We start from the raw sequence: 23,119 nt of genomic DNA on the forward strand, positions 1-23,119 counted from the left end.
AAAGCGGTACCCTCTTTGGGTACCGCCTTGATTTGGTTTGCTTAGCGAACAGATTAATATTCTGGCATTTCTGGAACTGAAGCTTTCTTTTCTTCTGGTTTTTCGACTACGAGTACTTCCGTCGTCAAGAGCATTCCTGCAATGGAAGCTGCGTTCTGGAGTGCGCTTCTTGTAACCTTTGCTGGGTCGATTATACCGCGTTCATACATGTTGCAGTATTCACCTTTGAGAGCATCGAAACCGTATGCTACATCATCTTTGCTAAGGACGTTGTGGACAATGATTGCACCATCGTAACCAGCGTTGAGAGCTATCTGTTTAATTGGTGCTTCGAGTGCGTTGTAGACAATCTGTGCACCAAGTTTTTCATCGCCAGTCAGTTCGTTGAAGAGTGGTTCGATTGCCTTTCTTGCTCTCAAGAGCGTAATTCCACCGCCAGGAACGATACCTTCTTCAACAGCTGCCCTTGTTGCGCTAAGTGCGTCTTCAATTCTATGTTTCTTTTCTTTGAGTTCGGTTTCTGTTGCGGCACCGACTTTGATAACTGCTACGCCACCAGCAAGTTTTGCCATTCTTTCCTGTAGTGTTTCTTTTTCGTATTCGCTTGTTGTCTGCTCAATTTGCGCTTTAATCTGAGCAATTCTCTTTTTGATTTCTTCTGGTTTGCCCTTTCCACCAACGATTATCGTTTCATCTTTCTTCACTCTTACAACGTCAGCTCTTCCAAGGTCTTGGAGTGTGAGGTCTTCGAGGTTGATTCCAACTTCTTCGCTTGCAACGATACCACCTGTCAAGATAGCGATGTCTTGGAGCATTGCTTTCCTTCTGTCACCGAAACCAGGAGCCTTAACTGCAACTGTGTTGAGTGTTCCTTTGAGTTTGTTGAGAACTAACGTTGTAAGCACTTCACCCTCAACATCTTCTGCAATGATTACGAGTGGTTTACCTGTTTGAGCAACTTTTTCAAGAATTGGGATAAGTGGTTTTACATTTGAAAGTTTTCTATCTGTGATAAGTATGAATGGTTCATTGTAAACAACTTCCATCTTTTCCGGGTCTGTTACAAAGTATGGTGAGATGTAGCCCCTGTCGAACTGCATACCTTCTGTGAATTCAACGTATGTGTCAATTGTCTTGCTGTCTTCAACTGTGATGACACCGTCTTCTCCGACTTTTTCCATCGCTTCTGCGATGAGTTTACCTATTTCTTCGCTATTTGCACTGATAGCAGCAACATGTGCAATGTCTTCTGTGCTAGAAAGTTTCTTGGAAATCTTTTTGATTTCGTCTACAACTTTTGCCACAGCCTTGTCAATTCCGCGTTTTACAAGGATTGGGTTTGCACCCGCTGCAACCATCTTGAGACCTTCTTTTATCATTGCCTGAGCAAGAACAGTAGCTGTGGTTGTACCATCACCAGCAACATCGTTTGTCTTGCTTGCAACTTCTTTAACAAGCTGAGCTCCAAGATTTGCAAATTTGTCTTCAAGCTCTATTTCCTTTGCAATAGAAACTCCGTCATTCGTAATTGTTGGGCTTCCCCAAGATTTTTCAATAACGACGTTCCTACCTTTCGGACCAAGTGTAATCTTCACCGCATTTGCAACCGCGTCAACACCAGCTTCGAGTGCCCTTCTTGCTTCTTCACTGTATTTCAACAACTTTGCCATATCTCACACCTCCTCTTATCCTTTATTTTATTCTTCTATTTTTGCAAGGATATCGTTTAAATCGATAATGATGTAATCTTCTTCGTCGATTTTAATCTCTGTCCCTGAATACTTGTTGTAAATTACCTTGTCACCAACTTTGAGTGTGCAATCTTCTGGAAGCTTTCCAACTTCAACTATCTCAGCTTTCATCGGTTTTTCTTTGGCAGCATCTGGAAGAACTATTCCACCTGCTGTCTTTTTTTCTTCAATGATGGGCTTTATCAAAAGCCTTTCACCAAGTGGTTTTACCTTCATACTCTAACCCCCTCCTGTCACGTTTTTTGTTGGATTATCACTCTTATATCCAGTGTGCTAATTTTAGTATAACAGAAAAATGAAATATGTGAATAGCCATAATCCGAAGTTAATAGCGTTTACATAGATTTAGAGACGAAAAAGTGTAGCTTTCTTATTTTTTCTCATCATTTTGCAGAACTTACAGTAAATAAGGTAACACTTAATGTTTGATGAAAAAATTAAAGGGAATAAAAGGATACATCGGCAAAAATAAAAGCCCTGGTTTATTCCCAGGGCTCAAGTAGATTAGTTTTGGTGGAGCCGATGGGACTTGAACCCACGACCTCTACCGTGCCATGGTAGCGCTCTCCCAAGCTGAGCTACGGCCCCACAAGTTACCATACTACATTACTTCTAAGTCCACATCGTGCATCAGAATTATACCATCCTGCCGGAAAAAAATCAAGAAGGTTTTTCCACAGGAGTTTTTCATAAAATGTTAAACGAAATTCCATAATCGGAAGTCTAAATGTATATAAGAGTCTGCAACGAAGAGTTGTCAAAAATTAGGAAGAAGCACGCCTCAGATAGAATAAGAAGATGGAGAAGTTTACTGTGCTGAAGAAAAAATAAAAAGCATAGTGCGGAGGTGTGCACGATGAAATATCTTGAATATCTTGATATTAAAAGATGGCTGGGTTTGTTTGTGAAGAAGACATCCAATTATTTCTGGCAATTAAGAACTCAAGGCTTTTATTCAATGTTCCTACTTGTTGTGTTTCTTATTATACTCCTATCTTCCTGCACCTCAAACCAATCAACATCCGATGTTCCAAAGTTCAGTATAGTATACCCTGAAACAACGGTAGTAAATACGAACATTACTATCTCGGTACAGCCACTGGAACCTGGATTGAAAAATATCCGCATCAAGTTAAAAAATGCCGATAGTCAAGTCTATGAAGAGGCGATTGGCGTTCAAAAATACCCGTATGAAATTCCTTGGGTTTTCAAAAAACCTGGTATTTATTCTTTGGTTGTTGAAGGATATTCGATTACTGAAAATAAATGGTATACAGCAAACGGAACGATAACTGTCTACGATGTGATTCCGCCAATCATCGAAGAAGTTCGGATTTTGCCGGAACGACCATACGTTGGTGATGAAGTGATGTTGCAGATGAAAGTCAAGAGTCAGAATCCGGTAGTGACTTATACCTTGGATGGAAAAACAACTGATAGTAGTTGGATAAAAGAAACAATAGTTGGAAAAGCAGGTTATGTTTACCAAAAACTTTCACCTATCAATTCCTCTGGAAAGGTGGAACTTTTCTTAAAGACCACAGCATACAACATGGAGGATGCCACTAAAGTAACTTTCGAAGTTAACCAAGTTGATAGAGTAAAACCTGTTATCAATGTCTTTACAAAAACGTTCTATCCTGAAACTTCTGACATCAGCTTCGAAGTGAAATTCTTCGACGACCAAGAGTTGAGTAGCTACCAGATAGAGTTCAACGGTGAAATAATTGAGGAAGGTTCAATAAGCGGCAAGACATTTGAAAAAGCCGTGAGAATAGGAAAAAGAGAGCGTGGAACTCATACGCTAAATATAAATGTGAAAGACAAAGAAGGTAATCCAGCTTACTATTCAAAGAGAATATACGTTGGTTCTGCTGCGCTTAGCTTTGATGTTGAAGTTAGTCCGGCTAATTTGACTGCTGGCGGAAGTGCTGTTATAGCACTTGTATCACAGGAAACGAACGTCAAGTATTCAAAGATTGTATTTTTTGTCGATGGAAAGACTATTGATACTAGTATTGCATCGGATGGACAAGAAGCTAAACGAACTACAATATGGGATGTAGAAGAAGGGTCACATATCATTACAATTTACGCGGAATCGGACGATAATAGAAGTGGTATAGCTGAAACGATCGCAAGCGTTCCAGATTACAATGGTCCAAAGTTTATATCCTTAACAGCAAACGATGTTGAGCTAAAGAAAGATAAGCCCGGTTATGTCTTCCCAGGACTTGTGACGTTCAGGATAAAAGTATACGACCCTGGTGGGATTAACACAGGCGTGAAACCGCGGTTGTTAATCAAAGAAGATGAGTTTGAAAGTTACTACAGAGATTTGTTGATGGAAGCAGAAGAGATTTCTTCAGATGGAAAAACGGTTGTATTCTCAGTTACTACGACTATGGCTCTTGGATATTATTACATAACGGTTATTAACATTCAGGATTTATCGGGAAACCTTATGAGAGACATGGGTCAATTCCTTTTGTATGTGCAATAGTTGTTCTCCTGTGTCAATTGTATATAAGAACGCTCCAGAGGGGGTGATAAGGAAAAGAGTTTTGCACGGATGCATCTTTGGTTATGTTTGGGTTTATGCAGAAAGAGATTTTCGCAAAAACAACGGTTGGGTAAGAGGTTCTCAAGTTTTTATGTTCTTAGGCATCTCAAAGCAACACTACGACTGGATGAAAGCTATTTTGGGATTTTCACAAAGGAGGTGTTCTTATGAAGCGTCGGTTTATCTTATTGTGGATTTTAATTACAGCTCTGATTGTCTTGCCTGAACTCGCTTTCTCATCACTCAATCTCTCAGGACTGTGGAATGCTACAACCTTTTCAAAATCGGTTCCAGACAAGCAAGGACCAGCTATAATAGCGAAGAATGGTGGAAACTTGCTCTACCTTGCGAAAGATGGTGCTTTGTATGAACTTACAATGGCTGGAGGACTTGTCCCAAAAGGTCAACCAAGTGGAATCACAAATATCGTAGCTCCCCCAACATATTTTGATGCTGGATCAGGAAATTACTACATTATTTACACAACCGCTCAGGGAACAGCGGGAAATAGGATCGTTGTGCACCACTTTACATCTTCAACTGGTGGAAACATAGCTGTTACAGGTATAAACAATGCATCTTACGGTGTAACTGCGTACATTGATACTAATAATATAATTATATTCGCAGGCACTATGAATGGGACGTTGATCAGAGCGCCAGTTGATATTTCAACTCCAAATAACCCAACTTTCGCAGCCTCTGTTACAGTTAATCTCGCTGGACCAATTAAAGCGCCTCCTGTTTTGAATCCAGCACGTAATCGAGTTTTTGTGATTACACAAAATGGAAGGTTTTATGTACGCAATGCAGCTGACCTTACTGCTGTGAGGGATTTCACACTTGCTGGTGAATTCACAACACCAATGGCGATGGATGAACGTTATCTTTATGCGTTAAGTAACGATGGCACTATTTATAAAATTGATGCAGACGGAAGAGAAGAGCACGAAAGATTTCTGTCTTCGGCAAATTCATCAGGACCACTTATCGACGGCGATGGTATTATATATATCTTCGGAGACAACGGTAGAGTTGTTGCTCTGAACAGCAATTTATTAAAACTTGGTGAGTACACTTTGGGACAAAGGGTAACGACAACTCCTGCTATTGTAAAAGGACTGGATGGAGTTACTTACTTGATTATCCCAACATCAGATACAACAGGTGTTGGAAAGATAACAATTCTATCGTTCAATCCAACAACTGGTCAGTTTACGGAGGTCTGGACTTACAACGTTTCTGATACTTTCCCAATTAGTGCAGCGGTCAATGTTGGACCACTTGGTGCACTGTATGGCGATAACTATTATTTCGTGACAGCTACAAACAACGGCACAGTTTACGCTTGGCGGATGAATGCAAGAGGTCCTTACGGTATTTGGGCAAAGTATGGACAGAATATAAACAACACCGGTTTTATCGATTCAACTGCAATCGCGTTTAGAACAAGAATCTTCTTGATAGCAAAAGAAGGTTACAACGGAAGAGAACTCTCTGACTCGCTGCTTGGTTCAACTTACGGTCTGCTCTACGATGCAACAGTTGTCGATGCGGATGATTACCCGTTGCGTACTTACAGAAATTACAGAACAAATGAAACAGATCCTGCTAACGTTATTGAGGGTATACCAGGTTCAGAAAAGCTTGTAGTAGAGTTCGCAACACCGACTGATGCCAAACTTTTGATTGGAAGATATGTCACTCCTCGTGGCGGTACTCCACCTTCAACAGATTCGAGGTTCAGATTCAGATTCTGGAAGACCGGTCCAGGAGCTTACGAAGGCTCAGAGGCTGACAATCCAGCTACTATAACTTTCCGATTTAGTGATAGAACGATTGAGTTATTTACCGATGCAACTTATACGTTCTATGTCTACCACAGATATCCACTTGACTCAAATAACGAAGGAACTCAAACTATATTTGGATTCTTTGATTATAACACATTTAGAACTAACCCAGACGCCGCTATTCAGACAATTAACGCAAGTCCTGTGCAATCTGGAAAGGTTTTCTTCCCATACAAGTGGGAAATATATCAATGGGATCCCGGACAATCAACTGGATATACAAGAAGGACACTCTATGACCAAGATAGTGTAACGTTGCCACTTTCTGGACCTGCTTATCTCGAAGTCCACTACGCAGAACTTAACGCTACAATAACACTTTTACTACCAGAATTTGCATACGGCAAGACAAGAGCCTACTTGTTCCTTGATGCTGCAACAAACTCTGTAGCTGAAACGTTAAGATTGACAACATTAGCTTCAATAACTATAAGCGAAATTGTCAGTGAAGAATATGCACCGAATGTTACAAAACTAGATAGTTTGAGTACTCTAACCGATACTTCACTGCAGATAGTTTTGAATAATTTTGAATTACCATTAGCTGGGACAACTAGGGTTGCAACTGTAGCACTCAATCTTATGTTCCCAACAAGAACACAGTTCACAGGTATCGATAGTGATTACTATTTGCAGTTCTTTGATCTGTACGGTTATGCGCAAACATTGGGTCAGGACGTCGAACCAGAACTGCTCCGAGCAAAGAGAGCCTTTAGAACTAATAAATTCCTTTACGTAGTTGGTGATTTTAATGGTGACTTCGTTGTTGATCTAAATGATTGGAATCTCTTCGTCGGTAAACTTGGAACTACAGTTAGCGGTGCTGAAATTATTTACAATATCGGTCCAAGAGATGGGTTTATTCCACCATACCCCAATTACGAAAGTTACAGCGCGGGTTTCTTGACAGATACTTCAAATGTTGTTGATGTTAATGATTTCTACATATTCGCAAGTATGTTCGGCTTTGCTGTTCCAGCTTCTGAACGTGTGGAATAATTGCTCACGAGTAAAGAGAGGTGATTAGTATGAAGAAAACGATAATTTTGATAGGCGTGCTTTCTTTGTTGATTGTGCTTTCAAGCTGTAATATATTCAATCCAGGGTCAAACTCTTCATCACCAAAGGTAAAAACTCCTGTTAATATATTTGACCCTTACGGAAATAAGCTGTTTGTTGACGGAACAATTAATAATTTCCCATTGAAAGCCGATAAAGATGGTGTTTACATTGAAGCGAAGATAAACGCTGTGGAAAAGTATTCGTTCAAAGAACCAATTGACCAATTGTTTACTGTGAAATCAGTGGAGTTTGATGGTAAAGAGGTTAATATTGTTCTTGAAAAAAAGGCTTCAAAAGGTTGTGGAATCTTTAGAACAGCGGATGGTGAACTTATGTTCTACGCATTCGGCTATACAGATACACCTTACTTCCAAATTTGGCTCAAAGATAGGCTCTCAAGTTTTACATATGTTCATCTCAACGAAAATCAAACGCTTCTTGCTGGTGGCTGGCTCATCGGTGTTGGAAAAGGCACAGGTGAAAAAGGACTGAACAGGTCACCAGATGAAATCTATGTTAAGCTACCTATCCCTGCAACGTCCGCACCAAGGATTGAAAGATTTGAGAAAGTTGATGTGAAATAAGTACACATAAACGCTTGAAGAAAATCGTTAAGTTAACAAAAACCCCCAGGTTCCTGCCTGGGGGTTGTTTAATAGTACTCACTTTACTTTCCCTGTCCTCAAACTTATCAATTCCATAGAAATAATGATAACTAACGGCACAATCAGAGCCAAAAAGATGTTACGTTCTATTATCATTCCCATGAGTATGCTAACAACACTTCCTCCAAGCGATGTAAACGCATACGTTGCGCCGTTGAATAATGTGAGATGTTCTTTCTTTATCTTCCCAAGTGCGTTCTTTTGCATGTAAGGGAAAAGTGGTCCGAAGAAAAAACCGGAAAGAGCAAAGAAGAGAGGATTTCTTAACCAAAAGAACAGAAATATGGTAAGCCCCAAAATTATCGCATTGGTTCTTAAAAGTGTTGGAACAGCCTTTTCTAAGTAATTTGTAAAGAACCTACTGAGTGTAAATGCGAGCCAAAAGAGTGCGTAAGCAACATATGAGGAAACGATGACATCTTTCATAACAGTCCCTGCCCATGTTATCACACCTATTTCTGCAGAAGAGTAGAGTATGAGAAGTGACAAGAATATTAAAAAATCCGCGTTTTTAAACGCATTCGATATACCTCTTAACGAGAACCCACCTTGCACATTTTGAAGTACTGGGAAAGTTTTTATAACTGTGTAAAAGGCCAATAGTAGAAACATCATCGCATACATTAGATATACATTTCTAAAATCACCAAAACTTCTCGTCGCCCAGGATATACAAAATGGCGCAAGTATTCCTCCAAGCCCATAAGCTCCGTGGTAGAATCCAAAATTAGGATTTTTAGCTTGCGAAAGAAGTGTTGTCGAACCTGTGAATCCAAATCCTGTTGAAAGTCCGAATACAAAGAGCCCAAGGATTGAAAGTAAATAGTTACCGGAGAAAGCAACTATAAGAGCTCCTACGATTGTTAAAGAGTAACCTGTAAGCAACGCCCGTTTGATGCCCAGTTTGTTGAGAAAAATACCCGTGAAGATGTTAGAAATTACAGTGCCTGTCAAAGAAAAGAATGGCAAGAAAGAAGATAACGCTATCGAGATGTTAAACAATTCCCTAAACGAACTTAACAACGGAGGCATTGAGTTTAAGACAAGTGAATAAGAGAATATGACGAGCATAGGATAAAGATTCTCCAAATTACTCACTCCTTTCTAACCATCTATTCCATACCGCTCCATTTTGTAATACAACGTCCTAATACTGATATCAAGCATCTTTGCAGTTTTTACTTTATCCCCTCCTGTTTGTTTTAACGCCGTAAGGATAATCTTTTTTTCGTATTCCTCAACTAAGTCTTTGAGAGACTTCTCACCTATGTCTGTGAATTCTTCATCTTTCTTTTCAACCTTTAGTCCACTATCTTCTGGAAGATGTTTGAGTTCGATATATCTTTCCTCAGGTCCCATGTTTATCATAACCCTGCCAAGGAAGTTTTCAAGTTCTCTCACGTTCCCGGGCCAATCCCTCGATATAATGTACTTTATTACTGCAGGGCTTATACCTTCCACCATTCTTCCGTATTGTTGATTGAGCTTTTTCACAATATGGATAGCAAGCTTTGGGATATCTTCTTTTCTATCTTTTAAGGAAGGTAGATATATTGGGAATACGTTGAGTCTGAAATACAAATCGGGCAAGAAATCCCCGTTTCTGACCATTTTCTCAAGCTCCATATTTGTTGCAGCGATGATTCTCACATCAACCTTTTTCACATTTCTTCCACCAACGGGAACGTATTCTTTGGTTTCGATAAATCTCAGCAACTTGGGTTGCAAAGACAATGGGAGTTTCCCAACTTCATCAAGGAACAACGTGCCACCATCTGCCTCTTCTACAAGTCCCTTTTTCCCACCATGTAATGCGCCTGTAAACGAACCTTCTTCGTAACCAAATAGTTCGGATTCCAAGATACTTTCTGGTATCGCTGCGCAGTTCACACTAACAAATGGTTTGTTCCTTCTTGGACTTGCGTTGTGAATCGCGTGTGCGAAAAGCTCTTTACCTGTTCCACTCTCTCCCCTTAGAAGCACTGTTGCCGGTGTTTGGGCAACTTTTTTCGCTTGTTCTTTCGCGATTTGGATTAACTTACTGTCTCCTATGATATCATCGAATGTATATTGTGCACGCATATGACGGATTAATCTTTTCACTTCTTCAAGTTCGTTTGTGAGTTTCAATATCTCTGAAACATCGTGGACTACCGCAACGCTACCTTTGAACTTCCCTTTTACAAACAATGGGGTAGCGTTCACTATAACCTCCTTCTTTGCAGGACCAACCTTCAACCTCGCGTTGTATATCGGTTGTCTGAGTTTAGCGATAAGCATATGAATGCTCTCGCCTTCTGCTATATCAACTGTAGCAGGTTTACCGATAACATCTTCAGGCGAGTAACCTGTAATTTTTGTGTACGCTTTGTTGACCAACCTTACTATCCCATTTTCATCTGCGACACTTATCGCATCGTTGGTAGAATCAATTATCGCTTTGAGCTGGGCTTCTATTTCTTTCAAATTTGTTATCTCTTCAGCAAGTTTCCTGATACTTGTTATATCCCTAAAGACAGCAACCGCACCTATGATTTTTCCATTTTCGTCTTTGATAGGTATTCTTGAAGTGATAATCACAGCGTTCTCCGTATGTTGGACTTGGTCAATCTCAGGGATACCGGTTTGTACAACGATATGTAGACGAGTATTCTTAACGACCTCGTCAACTTTCTTGCCGATAATATCCGAAGGTAAGCTCAAAAGTTTTTGCGCATTTTTGTTTACGTAAAGCACTCTTGCCTCTTTATCGACGATGATTATACCTTCAATAATTGAATCAAGGACTATCTTGTAAATCCTTTCCATTCGCTCATCTCCATCGTAGTTATCATTCACCAATCACCTTGACTACAACCCTTTTTCTCCTCTGGCCATCGTATTCCGCATAGAATATCTCTTCCCAAGGACCTAAGTCTAGCTTTCCGTTTGTCACTGGCAGGATGACTTGATGGTGTGTTAGTATCCTCTTTAGATGAGCATCTCCGTTTGTCTCACCAGTCCAGTGATGTTTGTAATTACCCGCTGGTGCAAGTTTTTCCAACCATTCCCAGATGTCTTGGTGCAAACCTGACTCGTTGTCGTTCACAATTATTCCAGCGGTGATATGCATCGCAGAAACCAAGCAAAAGCCCTCTTTGATGCCACTTTTTTCAACAATTTCCTGGATTTTGTCGGTTATGTGGACAAGTTCTCTCTTCTTACTTGTGTTGAACCAAAGGTATTCAGTGTAGCTCTTCATATAAAGACCTCCCTTTATGATTTTTTAAATTATTCAACGTTTTTGACAATTCCGTGGTCTAATTAATAGAGACCTCTGCTAAAAATTATACTAGATAAATTCACTTTTTGAAACAACCAACTGACAATTTGAAGCAAAAACAAAGGGGGACGCATGAAAAAAATACACATTTTGAACATATTGCTGACACTCTTCATGTTGTGGGCAATCATGTTTAAGTTTGAGATGACAGAAGTTTTAGACCTCAAAATCTCTGATTTGTTTTACAAAATGCGTGGTGAGGTTGTTATCTCTCCTCAAGTTATTGTTATTGGAATTGACGAGTATTCATTAAGCACTCTGGAAATCGAGGGTGATACATGGCCCTGGAATCGAGACATTTACGGAAATTTACTGCAAAAAGTCTTCGAAGATGGAGCGAAAGTTGTAGCTTTTGATGTCTCATTTACCGAACCTATGGACGAAGAGACAGATGCTTACTTTGCCAGCATGCTTCTTATGTACGGAAACGTTGTTTTGGGAACTTATCTGATAAACGACAAAAAGACCTACGAACTATTCAATCAAAAGCTTAGGGAAAAGATAGAACAAAATCGTACTTATCTTGACTACGCGTACAAAATGAAAAACTTTCGAGAACTTTCGTTGATGAAACCTTTTAAGGTTTACAAAATACGGCCTGTTTACGAACCATTCGCAGTAGCAGCTTACAGTGCAACTTATGAAATTGGAGCGCTTGATGCAGACGGAACCGTAAGGAGAATGCCATTACTTATCGTTGAAGAATGGGCAAACGAAAATGGAATCTCTTCCGGTATTTTACCACACATGAATGTCATAGCTTGCGCTCTTTACCTTGATGCAAACCCCGAAGAAATGTTACTTGATTTTTCAAAACGCTTTGTGGAATTGAATGGTAAAAAGATTCCATTTGACAATTCAGGATACATGCATCTTTGGTATTACGGTAAATCGTCCAACGTGTTCAAAGAGATTCCATTTTACGACGTGATATCAGGAAACTTTGAAAAAGGAATTTTTAAAGACAAAGTTGTGCTTGTTGGATACACAGCAACTGCAAAAGGCCTTTATGATTTAAGACTAACCCCTTTTTCAAATGAAGAAGCAGGGGTTTTTATCCATGCAACAGCGATAGAAAACATGTTAAGAGGTGACTTTCTAAAACTTTTGTCCCCTTTTTATAACAGTCTATTGGTGGTATTTTTAATGACGCTGCTTGGAATCCTGTCGAATTTTAAGAACAGGTATGTTAACGTAATAATTCCAACCATACCGGCTTTGTTTGTAGTAACATCATACATCCTTTTTTTAAAACACGTCTACGTATCAACTTTCTACCCAGTATTTGGTTACATCGTTGTCGGCTCTGTTAAGCTGGTAAGTGACTTTCTCTCAGAGAGTGCTGAAAAAAGAAGGATGAAAGAATTTCTTTACAGGTACGTTCCAGATAAGGTTGCACAAGAATTGGTGAGTAAAGGTGAACTGAAACTCGGTGGGGAAACAAGAAACGTTGTGGTTTTGTTCTCAGATATAAAGGGATTTACAAGCATTTCGGAAAAAATGAAGCCAGAAGAAGTGGTTGCGTTCTTGAACGTTTACTTAACAAGAATGAGCGAGATTATACGTTACAAGTATGATGGAACAATCGATAAGTTCATAGGTGATGCAATAATGGCGATATTCGGGGCTCCAGTTTCTTACGAAGATGATATCGAACGTGCTCTTTCGTGTGCTTTGGATATGAGAGTTGCTTTGAAGGAACTTAACAAAGAGTATGGATTCAATCTTGACAGTGGGATTGGTATACACTATGGACCAGCAATTGTAGGAAATATCGGCGCACCATTTAGAATGGATTATACGTGCATCGGAGACACAGTAAATACCGCATCAAGAATTGAGCATCTCACACGAGAGGTTGATGCGGAAATTATAGTCTCGGAAGAAGTTGCAACTCGAACTGACAAGTTTTTATTTGAATATCTCGGCGAATTTGCCGTGAAAGGAAAAAGTCAAAAGTTGAAGCTGTACAAACTTGTGAGTAAAAAACTTGAAGAAAACAAAGAAGACAGGGGGAATTAAATTGAAAAGCGCCAATGATTTGATTATTGAACTCAGTAACACTAAGTTCGTTCTTAAAAACGACGGTACATTCCAAATATCCGGCAACTTACCAACCCAAGACGAGATTTACGAGTTGGCAATGAACTATGGTGTGCCAGTAAACGAGAAACTCTTTGATATGGTGCACGAACTGTTAAAGGCGGAAGATTTAAATAGTGTAAAAAAGAAAGTTGAGGGTTTTTTCAAATCAAAATTGCACAAAGACGTTAAGGTAACCTATTCAGAAGAAACCTCACAGATGGAAATTCAAAATAACTATGCATCGCTACCAATAGTGAGCAAGAATTCAGGCAAGTTAGGGATGATAACTTTACAAGGTTCTCTAATGCTTGACGAGGTCTTGGGTTTACTTGCATTTTACGATTCTTTCGTTTCCATTGTTGAAGGGATAATAATCAACTACCGTTTGGAACAACTGTTAAAAAGTGCACTTGATACCTTGTTTGTCGCTTTGAACAAACGCGTTCGATTAAATGAGGGTGACATAGATAGAATGGAAGCTATCGCATTGAGAATTGCACAAATAGAACAATTAAATCAAGAAGAGGTGCACTTTGCTCTAAGAATAGCGAATGTTGGATTTGTGGGTTTACGGGATGAACTATTTGAAAGGATTTTTACCGGAGATTTCACAAACGAGGATTACAGAGAGTTTCTGAAACACGTTGATTTCGGCTATGAGATTCTCAAAGAAATGGATGTTCCACATTTTATTCTGGATACTTGTTTGTATCATCACGAGTTTATAGACGGTTCTGGTATAAAGGGATTGAAAGGGTATGAAATTCCAAAAATAGCCTTAGCAGTTGGTTTTGCAGAACATGTTGTGATTTTGAAGTGGGATATCTCAAAACTACAAGGCAAATATCCAGATAGTTACTTAGCTGTAATAGATTCCAGAGGTGAATTACAATGAGCCTTATTTTCCCTTACCTTTTTCTGGGACATCTTTTTGGAGATTACGTTCTTCAATTCAGTTATATAGCAACTAACAAGTCGAAAAACTTAAACGTCCTTGGACTTCACATAGTTTTAGTATTTCTTTCTCAAGTTTTATTCATTGTTGGTAAAAATTTCAGTGTTCAAAGTTTAACCATGATTGGTCTTCTTTCTGGTATTCATTTTTTGATTGATTTACTTAAGTTCTTATGCAGAAAGAAATTTTGCTATACTTGGTATTATTATCTCTTTGACCAAACTTTACACATATTATTTTTGCTCTTTATAAGCTCACAGTTAACTCATTTAGAACCTTTTCTTCCAAGAACGTTAGCAGTTCTCTTATCGGTGATGATATTCAACGGATATTTTGTAAGTATACTTGTACATCTTATAACATCCAATGGTAAGTACCAACGAGACTACATCGGATACGCACTACGAATGATAGCACCTATTGTTTATTTGCTGAACCCATTCTTTTTAATAATCTATGCACTATTTTGTTTGATTCCCGTTTTCAAGTTCAATAAGCGGGGTTTTAAGTTCAACGTACTGAACTACATCATAACAATAGTTTCTACGATAATACTTATGGGGGTGATGTTATGAGGAAGATGTTCAGGATGCTAGTTCTGACATTTCTCACACTCCTCGTTATTTCAGTGTTCGCGGAACTAAAAGTCTCTTTGCAGAGCGATACTGTTGTCATCGGAGGAAAGTTGCCGATTACAGTAGAAGTAACCGACAAAGATGGAAAACCTGCTCAGTTCACTTTGAAAGCCAAGCTCAACTTCGGTGGATTCGATAAACCAGAAGTACTGACGAAAGGACTAACCGGAAATGGGAAGGTGGTCTTAAACTATTTGGCTCCAAAGAGAGCAGGTGAAATAAAAATAACGTTTACAGCTGAGACAACAGACAAGAGTATATTCTCTCAAGAAGTTTCCATAAAAGTAACAGAAAAAGATGAGAGTGAATTCTCAGAACAGCTGAAAGCCCGGATTGATTCGTTCAGAGGGAGCGTCGCGATAAAAAAATTCAACAAAAAGACATGGGAACCAATTAAGAAAAACACGGAAATTCAAGAAGGAGACGAAGTTCTGACGCTGGAAAAATCTTACGTTGTTGTAAAATTTCCAGACGGTTCTATGACAAAGATAACTGAGAACACACAGGTTCTTTTTGAAAAACTCAGAGTATCTAAAGAAGGAAAGATTCTTGTATCGATAGTTATCCAAAAGGGTGGAACATACAACATTGTTCAAAAGATGATGGCAGGTTCTTCTTTCGAAGTTAAAGCAGGTAGCGTTACAGCTGGTGTGAGAGGAACGGAATTTGGCGTAGAAAATATCGATGATAAGCCTGTTATAAAGGTTTGGAGTGGAGAGGTATTTGCGTTCCTTGGAAATGACTTTGTGCTTCCGGTAACAGCAGGTCAAACACTCATCTACCAGCTCGGAACTGAACTTGTCCAAGATATTTCTCAGCTCTTTGACTCAACTACCTTAGAACCTCTTAAAGAGGTCATGCCAGAAATCGAGAAATTGTTCGAAGAAACTCCAGAAGAACCGGAAGAAGAAAAGCCATCAACAACAGGAGAGATTCAACAACCTCAGCCTCAATCCGAACCGCAACCAAAGGCATACATACCACCTCTCGGTGTTGAAACAGCTATCAAAGATAACCAAAAATATATTGTCTACAGCATTTCCCCAGAATTTACAATAGGTCCCATCACACTGGGCATTGGACTAACCGCTTATGCTACCGAAGTTGGTGGAACTTTGTACTATGGTATACCCTCTGAAAATCCAAGCACAGATATAATAAACATGATAACGATCAACCATGTTGCCTTGAATCTGGGAAATTTCTATTTGAGATACGGAAATATGCCTCCGATTTCATTAGGTATGGGCTTTTCCGTAAGGGATTATTTCAAACCATACGCTAAGTCTTTTGATACCAAGATAACCTTTGGTAGTTTTGCCCTCTTTTTGCATATTCCCTACGAGCTTACGAAATTGTGGATGCCGGAAATTGTTCAGTCAGACTCAGTGCTTGCAGGAGAAATGGAGCTGAAATCAGCAGTTCTCGGTATGGATTTGGGAATTTCCGCACTGCATGATATTGACGTTACCAACGAAAATACGGAACCTACATCTGACGATACACCAATAAACCTTTCACTGTCAGCATTTTTGAGATATCCACTACTAAACAACTTCTACTTTGGTCTGGAAGTTGGTTCACAATGGTTAGCTGATATGTCTAAGTTCGGTATTGGTGCGTTCGGTGGTTTGAGTGGAAAGATAGGAATAGCAGATATCATCGTCGGTGGTTACGGAACCTGGAATGGTTTTAGACCTTTCCACTTCGGCAGGATTTACACTATTCAAAAGTCCAGAAACGAACTACCAACACTGGATAATGTTCAAACCTCGTTTGGTTTCCTGGCAGGCTTGAGTTTCTACCATGATATCGCTACCGGCAGATTTTACATTTACGGTGACTTCAGTGGAGACATGGACGCACTCGGTGAGTTTAGAATAACAATACCGCAGATAGGAGCTGTTGCAGGCCTCTTCATCTACGGATATTATTTCGATCAAACACCATTTTCAAACGGCGAGTTCTTTGATAGCGACACTATATCGTTCTTGAGAATTACATACCCAATTATGGAACGTAATCTTGTTGCAGGTATTGTGTACAATTGGGATGGTACAAAATGGGTGCAAAGTGTCTATATCGGTAATGAGATTAATTGGTAAGGTATCGCTTTTAAGAGTCAAAAAGGAGGCGTCAAACATTGTCTAATCTTAAGCAAGAGAAACTTGTAGAAGCTCCGACTTGGCTTTGCGGGTATAAATACAACAGGCATTTAGTAGGAAGAGTATCTAAAAACAAAGTGGCTATCGAAGATATAGAATTCTACGTCCTTGGCAATTACTCTCAAAACCTTTTAAAAAAGCTTGCAGAACTGATTAAAAAAGGTGTAAAGGTTAATCCTGCAGGCTTACGTGACCAAGTTGTTTACATCGCAGCAAAACTGAATAGTAACCTTAGGTTGAATGAACTCCTAAAAGATATCCAGCAAGAAATATGCACCATAGTTAATGCAAAAGCCGCTTCTATTCTTATGTACGAAGCTGATCATCTGCGGTTTCTTGTGACTGTTGGGAAAGTGAGTGGTAAGATTGAGAGTATACCTGTTCCTATGGAATCGATCGCAGGGAAGATTTTTCTCGAAGGAAAAGCTCTTGTTTTTAACGACTTGGAAACAAATCCTGCTCACTTTAAGGGAGTTGATAAAGCAGCAAATTTTAAAACAAAAAATATCGTTGGTTCGCCCATCTGGGTAGAAGATGAAAAGATAGGTGTTATAGAGGTGCTAAACAAAGATGGTGGTTTTTCCGAGGAAGATGCTGAAACGGTAGAACTCTTCGCTAAATTGATTGGACGAAAGCTTCTCAGCACGTGGAGATACGAAAAATTCTCCGAATCATTCAAGAAGATACTCTTAGCAATAGCGACTGCTATAGATAAGCGAGATAATTACACACACCTGCATTCGAAAAACGTGGCAAGAATATCGCTGGAAATTGGTAAGCGAATGGGACTGAGTCAACAAGAATTAGAAAAACTCGAGTTCTCAGCTATACTACACGATGTTGGAAAGATAGGCATTCCTGATAGCATATTACTGAAACCAGGGAAACTCACTGATGAAGAATACAAAATAATCAAAAACCACACGGTTTACGGCGCAGAAATATTATCCCAAGTCAAATACGTTGACGAAGCCATACTCAGTGGTGCATTGGAACACCATGAAAGGCTCGATGGAAGTGGATACCCTTATGGAAAAAAAGGTGAAGAGATATCCTTATTTGGAAAGATTATAGGCATTGCGGATGTATTCGATGCACTCTCATCGAAAAGAACGTACAAAGAAGCTTGGGATTCCGGGGAAGTTCTGAGAATAATTGAAGCAGATGTGGAAAAAGGAAAATTCTCAAAAGATGTTTTTGAAAAATTACTTGAGAGTGTTAAAGAACTCAACGAAAATTAAAAAATAGGTCACAAGCAAAAAAGTCGGGGCTTTTGCCCCGACTTTTGATTGTGCTTCTACAATTACTTGTTGACTCTTGTCTTGAGAACTTTTCCAGGTCTGAATTTTGGAACTTTTCTTGCAGGAATCTTAATCTTTGCTTTTGTTCTTGGGTTGACACCTGTTCTGCCTTCCATCTTCTTAACTTCGAAAGTACCAAAGTCGACAAGTTGAACCTTTTCGCCTTTTTCGAGAGCTGCTGCTATCGTTTCAAAGAGTGTGTCGATGACAAGTTTTACGTCTTTTTTCTTGAGTTGTGTTTTTTCAGCTACCGCGTTGACAAGTTCTTTTTTGTTCATAAATCCCCCTCCTTCTCATGATGGTGTGGAAAATCAAGTATATAATAGCACTTTCGATGAGGAAAAGTCAAGACTGTGATGAATACTAATTCTGCGCAAATTATATCACAAAACATACGAAGAAATCAAGTATTTTGACAATGAATTTTATTTTTCGCATAAAATTGGCTTTTTTCAGAATATAAAGGAACTCTTTAAATAGAACTATTAGTGCTATGTCTCACTCACTTTTATTTTATCATAATCTCGGACAATTTTGTCAATATTTTTTGTTCCACAAGGCATAATTTTCAAAAGATTATTAGAGACTGTTCTCATCCTCCGACAACTTTAACAACAACTTCGCGTGTTCTTGGACCATCAAATTCACACAAGAAAATGCCTTGCCATGTTCCCAGCAAAAGATTTCCATTGCTCACAATTACGGTCACACTGCTTCCCATAATTGAAGCCTTAATATGAGCATCCGAATTTCCTTCCAGGTGTCGGTATCCTCCGTTTGTCGGAACTAATTTCGAAAGCTGGCTTATGATATCCTCGACAACGGATGAATCCGCATGTTCATTTATAGTTATGCCACAAGTTGTATGTGGCACATAAACAACTACAATCCCTTCTTTTACATCGCTTTCCCTTACTATTGTTTTAACTTGGGCAGTTATATCAACAAATTCAACCCTTTTTGTTGTTCTCACGGAAAACCTGCGGAGCATTTTATCACCACCCAATTGTTTGAAAGCTTACTCGCTTTTTTCGTATGGCACACCATCTGCAGCAGGTGGTCTTGATTTACCGACAAACCCAGCAACAACGATTATTGTCAAAACAAACGGAATCGTATCGAAAAGTGACTTAACGTTGACGGCAACTGTTATCTCTTGCAAACTCTGGAGCTGGTTTGAAAATGCACCGAACAAACCAAAGAATAAGCTCGCGAGCATCGCTCCAACAGGATTCCATTTTCCGATAATCATCGCTGCCAATCCTATGAAACCTCTACCTCCGGACATGAGTTCTTTGAACTGTCCAATTTCCCCAACACTTAGGTAAGCACCCGCAAGTGAAGCGAAAACTCCGCTCATTATAACTCCAAAGTATCTTATCGCATAAACATTAACTCCAAGTGTATCCGCAGCTTCAGGATTTTCACCAACCGAACGCATCCTCAACCCCAGCTTAGTTTTGTAAATCAACCACCAACCAAAAGCAACACAACCAAATGCTATATACACAAACGGGCTGATTTCACCTATTACCTGCCCTAAAAATGGAACATCTACAAGTCCTGGGATGGTAATTTCATCCACCTTTCCGACGAAATCCGTCTGACCAGGCTGACCAAAGATGGGTTCCATAAGGAAACCTGTTAAACCCTGGGAGATTAATATTATAGCCGTTCCTAAAACAACCTGGTTCCCTGCCCATTTTATACTGCCCCATGCATGCAACAATGCAAGAAGTATACCACTAACAATTGCCATGAGAACACCAAACCACACGTTTCCGGTTAAATACGTGAACACAACAGACGTGAACGCCCCCATAAGTATAATGCCTTCAAGTGCAATGTTAACTACACCTGTAATTTCACTAAACACACCACCAAGTGATGCAAAAATCAAAGGTGTTGCAGCCGTAAGAGCTATTTTGTAAAATTGCGGATTTATAAATATCGAAAGGATTGCTGTTAAAACTCTCATGCTTTCACCTTCTTTCTCGCGTATATTGCCTTAACGATTCTGTCTGCCGCTACTAAGAAGATAACGATACCTTGAACGATGATGACGATATATTTTGAAACCCCCATGAACTGCATCTCATTACTACCAGTCCTCAGCGCACCTATCAGAAGTGCTGCAAAGATGATACCTATCGGATTATTTTGCCCTATGAGTGCGATACTAATACCGTCAAAACCTTTACCGCCCGATAACTCTCCCAAGAACCTATGGTGCACTCCCATAAGCTCGGTAACACCCGCAAGTCCAGCGAGTGCCCCACTGATTGCCATTGCAAGAACTATGTTTTTCGCCACACTTATTCCTCCGTATTCTGCAGCATACGGATTGAAACCTACCGCCTTTATCTCATATCCCGTTGTTGTTTTGTTGAGAAAAACGTACATAAATACAGCAGCCGCAATGGAAATAAGTATTCCAGCGCTCAATTCCATTGCACCAACTCTCATTAAAATGGGGAGTTGCGCCGACTGAGCAATTTCTGGACTTTTTGGTGTTCCCGAGCCCGTTGCAAGAGGTCCAGTTACCATGAACGATGCTACGTAAGTCGTTATCCAGTTCAACATAATTGTTGTAACAACTTCATGAGCACCGGTCTTTGCTTTCAAAAATCCAGCTATAGCAGCCCATCCAGCACCTGCGCTCATACCAATTAATATCGTAAGTGGAATCGCAACAGCAGGTGGTAATCCACCAAAATTACTAGCAAACGTGGCAGCTATCAAAGCCCCCATTGCCATTTGACCTTCGGCACCTATATTAAACACACCTGCTCTAAATCCGAACCCAACAGCCAAACCTGTTAAAATCAAAGGAGTTGTCTTTATAAGGGTATCAATTATAGCTTGCTTACTACCAAAAGCACCATGTAATAGAACACCGTAAGCCTTTATCGGGTTCTTACCAATAGCAAGGATGATGAGCCCAGAAATCAACAAAGCAATCAATACAGCAAAGACAGGAACAGCTATGCTTTCCAAAATCTTTTTCGTTTCAGTCTTTTTCATCTCTTACCACCTCGAATTTCTTCCAGTCTTTTACCAGCCATCATTAGTCCAACTTCCTCAACGGTCGCTTCTTCTGGCCTAACTTCTCCCATTATTTGACCTTCGTACATAACCAATATCCTATCGCTTAGGGAGAATATCTCTTCTAACTCCATTGAGATTAAGAGTATACCCACATCTTGCTCTCTCATTCTCAGAATCTGTCTGTGAATGAATTCAATTGCACCAACGTCCAATCCCCTTGTTGGCTGAGCAACGACCATGAATTTTGGACTTGCTTTTATCTCCCTTCCAACAACCAATTTCTGTTGGTTACCACCAGAGAAATTACCACCTAAGTGCTCTATTATCCTTGGTCTCACATCGAACTCTTCCATCAATTCCGCTGTGTATCTCTTTATTTCTTGATGATTCAAAAATGCACCATTCGCAAACGGACGTTTGTAGTGTCTACCGAGGATTACATTGTAATAGGCAGGGAATTGTTTTATTAAAGCATGCTTCAATCTGTCCTCCGCTATGTGTGTCATTCCCAACTCTCGTAATACCCTCGGATGTTTATTTGTCACATCTATTCCTTCAAATAGTACCTGTCCTTTTTCTGCTTTTCTCAAACCAGTGATTGCCTCAACTAATTCTGTTTGCCCGTTTCCTGCAACACCTGCAATACCCACTATCTCTCCCTTTCTCACCTGGAAAGAAACTCCTTTTACGGCATCGAGATGCCTATTATCTTTCACCCAAAGGTCTTTAACTTCAAATACCACTTCTTTAGGAATATGCGGCGCCTTATCAAGTTTCAAAACAACATCTCTACCAACCATTGCACGTGCTATTTCGCGTTCGTTTGTTTCTTTCGTGATAAGCTCTGCAGTTACCCTTCCACCACGCATAACTGTTATCCTATCACTAATTTCCATGACTTCGTTGAGTTTGTGTGAGATAAATAGGATAGTCTTCCCACTCTTTTGGAGGTTTCTCATAATCTCGAACAGTTCCTCAACTTCTTGCGGTGTCAAAACTGCCGTAGGTTCATCCAGGATAATTATGTTAGCACCTCTGTAAAGCGTCTTTATTATCTCCACACGTTGTTGCATTCCTACTGGTATATCCTCAATCCTTGCATCGACATCAACGTATAAACCATATTTTTCAGATAATTCCTTAACCTCTTGCCTTGCCCTTCTTAGGTCAAAATTAACACCTTTCACAGGTTCGTTACCAAGCACCACGTTCTCAGCCACGGTCAATGTGTTCACGAGCATGAAGTGCTGGTGGACCATTCCAATACCGGCTTTTATTGCGTCCCTCGGACCTGTAAAGACCTTTTTTTGACCAAAGATACGTATTTCACCGCTATCTGGATGATAGAGACCGTAGAGTTGGTTCATCAACGTACTTTTCCCAGCACCGTTCTCTCCAACTATCGCATGGATTTCACCTTTTTTAATCCTTAACGTTACCCTGTCATTTGCGAGAACACCAGGAAACCTCTTGGTAATCTCTATCATCTCAACAGCGTACTCAGAACGGTCATCGTGACCTTCAAGTTCAGAACGTCTTGTATCTTTTCTCAAATCGTCCACTACGAGTCCACCTCCGGTTAGTAATGATTAACATTTAAACAGCTAGACATTTTCCCGCTTTGATAGACTTACGGATTTATCCGTATAGTCTATCAAAACGGGGGCATGTTGCCCCCGGCTTAAAAAAATGAGAAGAAAAATGATTATTTCGC

The 23,119-nt window shown here is 39.8% G+C and carries 18 protein-coding genes and 1 tRNA gene; 8 read left to right on the forward strand and 11 right to left on the reverse strand.

Annotated elements, in window-relative coordinates; translation table 11 throughout:
- Positions 1–53: 53 nt before the first annotated feature.
- The 3 genes from groL to AC3M61_RS04965 form a co-directional block, all read right to left on the reverse strand.
- Positions 54–1,670 carry a chaperonin GroEL gene (gene groL, locus AC3M61_RS04955; RefSeq protein WP_500779784.1) on the reverse strand — a complete coding sequence of 539 codons (1,617 nt, stop codon included), beginning with the start codon at positions 1,668–1,670 and terminating at the stop codon, positions 54–56.
- Between the two features lie 27 nt (positions 1,671–1,697).
- On the reverse strand, positions 1,698–1,967 hold the full coding sequence (gene groES, locus AC3M61_RS04960) for a co-chaperone GroES (RefSeq protein WP_448379056.1): 270 nt from the start codon (positions 1,965–1,967) through the stop codon (positions 1,698–1,700).
- Positions 1,968–2,262: 295 nt separating this feature from the next.
- Positions 2,263–2,339 (reverse strand) — tRNA-Ala (locus AC3M61_RS04965).
- 268 nt (positions 2,340–2,607) lie between these two features.
- Here AC3M61_RS04965 and AC3M61_RS04970 point away from each other — a divergent pair.
- The 3 genes from AC3M61_RS04970 to AC3M61_RS04980 all read left to right on the forward strand — a co-directional run bounded on the left by AC3M61_RS04970 (position 2,608) and on the right by AC3M61_RS04980 (position 7,813).
- Positions 2,608–4,254 carry a hypothetical protein gene (locus AC3M61_RS04970; RefSeq protein WP_500779785.1) on the forward strand — a complete coding sequence of 549 codons (1,647 nt, stop codon included), beginning with the start codon at positions 2,608–2,610 and terminating at the stop codon, positions 4,252–4,254.
- Positions 4,255–4,481: 227 nt separating this feature from the next.
- Positions 4,482–7,166 (forward strand): outer membrane protein assembly factor BamB family protein, encoded by a 2,685-nt coding sequence (locus tag AC3M61_RS04975; protein WP_500779786.1) that lies wholly within the window; start codon positions 4,482–4,484, stop codon positions 7,164–7,166.
- 29 nt (positions 7,167–7,195) lie between these two features.
- A complete protein-coding gene (locus tag AC3M61_RS04980) occupies positions 7,196–7,813 on the forward strand; it encodes a hypothetical protein (RefSeq protein WP_500779787.1) in 618 nt (205 codons plus the stop codon).
- A gap of 78 nt (positions 7,814–7,891) precedes the next feature.
- Here the strand turns inward: AC3M61_RS04980 and AC3M61_RS04985 are convergent, their stop codons facing one another.
- The 3 genes from AC3M61_RS04985 to AC3M61_RS04995 are packed head-to-tail and all read right to left on the reverse strand — an operon-like array spanning position 7,892 to position 11,135.
- Positions 7,892–8,983, reverse strand: a complete 1,092-nt coding sequence (locus AC3M61_RS04985; protein ID WP_500779788.1) for an MFS transporter — start codon at positions 8,981–8,983, stop codon at positions 7,892–7,894.
- 15 nt (positions 8,984–8,998) lie between these two features.
- Positions 8,999–10,702 (reverse strand): sigma-54 interaction domain-containing protein, encoded by a 1,704-nt coding sequence (locus AC3M61_RS04990; protein WP_500779789.1) that lies wholly within the window; start codon positions 10,700–10,702, stop codon positions 8,999–9,001.
- A gap of 22 nt (positions 10,703–10,724) precedes the next feature.
- Positions 10,725–11,135 carry a secondary thiamine-phosphate synthase enzyme YjbQ gene (locus tag AC3M61_RS04995; RefSeq protein WP_167843462.1) on the reverse strand — a complete coding sequence of 137 codons (411 nt, stop codon included), beginning with the start codon at positions 11,133–11,135 and terminating at the stop codon, positions 10,725–10,727.
- A gap of 153 nt (positions 11,136–11,288) precedes the next feature.
- Between AC3M61_RS04995 and AC3M61_RS05000 the strand changes: the two genes are divergently transcribed.
- The 5 genes from AC3M61_RS05000 to AC3M61_RS05020 are packed head-to-tail and all read left to right on the forward strand — an operon-like array spanning position 11,289 to position 18,297.
- Positions 11,289–13,238: a CHASE2 domain-containing protein gene (locus AC3M61_RS05000; RefSeq protein ID WP_500779790.1), complete on the forward strand. Its 1,950-nt coding sequence runs from the start codon at positions 11,289–11,291 to the stop codon at positions 13,236–13,238.
- A gap of 1 nt (position 13,239) precedes the next feature.
- A complete protein-coding gene (locus AC3M61_RS05005) occupies positions 13,240–14,196 on the forward strand; it encodes an HD-GYP domain-containing protein (protein WP_500779791.1) in 957 nt (318 codons plus the stop codon).
- Positions 14,193–14,831 (forward strand): DUF3307 domain-containing protein, encoded by a 639-nt coding sequence (locus AC3M61_RS05010; RefSeq protein WP_500779792.1) that lies wholly within the window; start codon positions 14,193–14,195, stop codon positions 14,829–14,831. The genes AC3M61_RS05005 and AC3M61_RS05010 overlap by 4 nt, the downstream gene beginning before the upstream one ends.
- Positions 14,828–16,996 (forward strand): FecR family protein, encoded by a 2,169-nt coding sequence (locus AC3M61_RS05015; RefSeq protein ID WP_500779793.1) that lies wholly within the window; start codon positions 14,828–14,830, stop codon positions 16,994–16,996. Before AC3M61_RS05010 ends, AC3M61_RS05015 begins: the two co-directional genes overlap by 4 nt.
- A gap of 38 nt (positions 16,997–17,034) precedes the next feature.
- Positions 17,035–18,297 carry an HD domain-containing phosphohydrolase gene (locus AC3M61_RS05020; protein WP_500779794.1) on the forward strand — a complete coding sequence of 421 codons (1,263 nt, stop codon included), beginning with the start codon at positions 17,035–17,037 and terminating at the stop codon, positions 18,295–18,297.
- Positions 18,298–18,359: 62 nt separating this feature from the next.
- Here AC3M61_RS05020 and AC3M61_RS05025 read toward each other — a convergent pair whose 3' ends face one another.
- The 5 genes from AC3M61_RS05025 to AC3M61_RS05045 all read right to left on the reverse strand — a co-directional run bounded on the left by AC3M61_RS05025 (position 18,360) and on the right by AC3M61_RS05045 (position 22,892).
- Positions 18,360–18,635 (reverse strand): HU family DNA-binding protein, encoded by a 276-nt coding sequence (locus AC3M61_RS05025; protein WP_014450644.1) that lies wholly within the window; start codon positions 18,633–18,635, stop codon positions 18,360–18,362.
- 314 nt (positions 18,636–18,949) lie between these two features.
- The gene (locus AC3M61_RS05030) at positions 18,950–19,348 is read right to left on the reverse strand and encodes a secondary thiamine-phosphate synthase enzyme YjbQ (RefSeq protein ID WP_500779795.1); all 399 of its coding nucleotides are present in this window, start codon (positions 19,346–19,348) and stop codon (positions 18,950–18,952) included.
- Between the two features lie 27 nt (positions 19,349–19,375).
- The gene (locus AC3M61_RS05035; RefSeq protein WP_500779796.1) at positions 19,376–20,335 is read right to left on the reverse strand and encodes an ABC transporter permease; all 960 of its coding nucleotides are present in this window, start codon (positions 20,333–20,335) and stop codon (positions 19,376–19,378) included.
- Positions 20,332–21,381 carry an ABC transporter permease gene (locus tag AC3M61_RS05040; protein ID WP_500779797.1) on the reverse strand — a complete coding sequence of 350 codons (1,050 nt, stop codon included), beginning with the start codon at positions 21,379–21,381 and terminating at the stop codon, positions 20,332–20,334. The genes AC3M61_RS05035 and AC3M61_RS05040 overlap by 4 nt, the downstream gene beginning before the upstream one ends.
- Positions 21,378–22,892: an ABC transporter ATP-binding protein gene (locus tag AC3M61_RS05045; protein ID WP_500780016.1), complete on the reverse strand. Its 1,515-nt coding sequence runs from the start codon at positions 22,890–22,892 to the stop codon at positions 21,378–21,380. The genes AC3M61_RS05040 and AC3M61_RS05045 overlap by 4 nt, the downstream gene beginning before the upstream one ends.
- Positions 22,893–23,119 lie beyond the last annotated feature (227 nt).

Source organism: Fervidobacterium sp. (assembly GCF_059913585.1).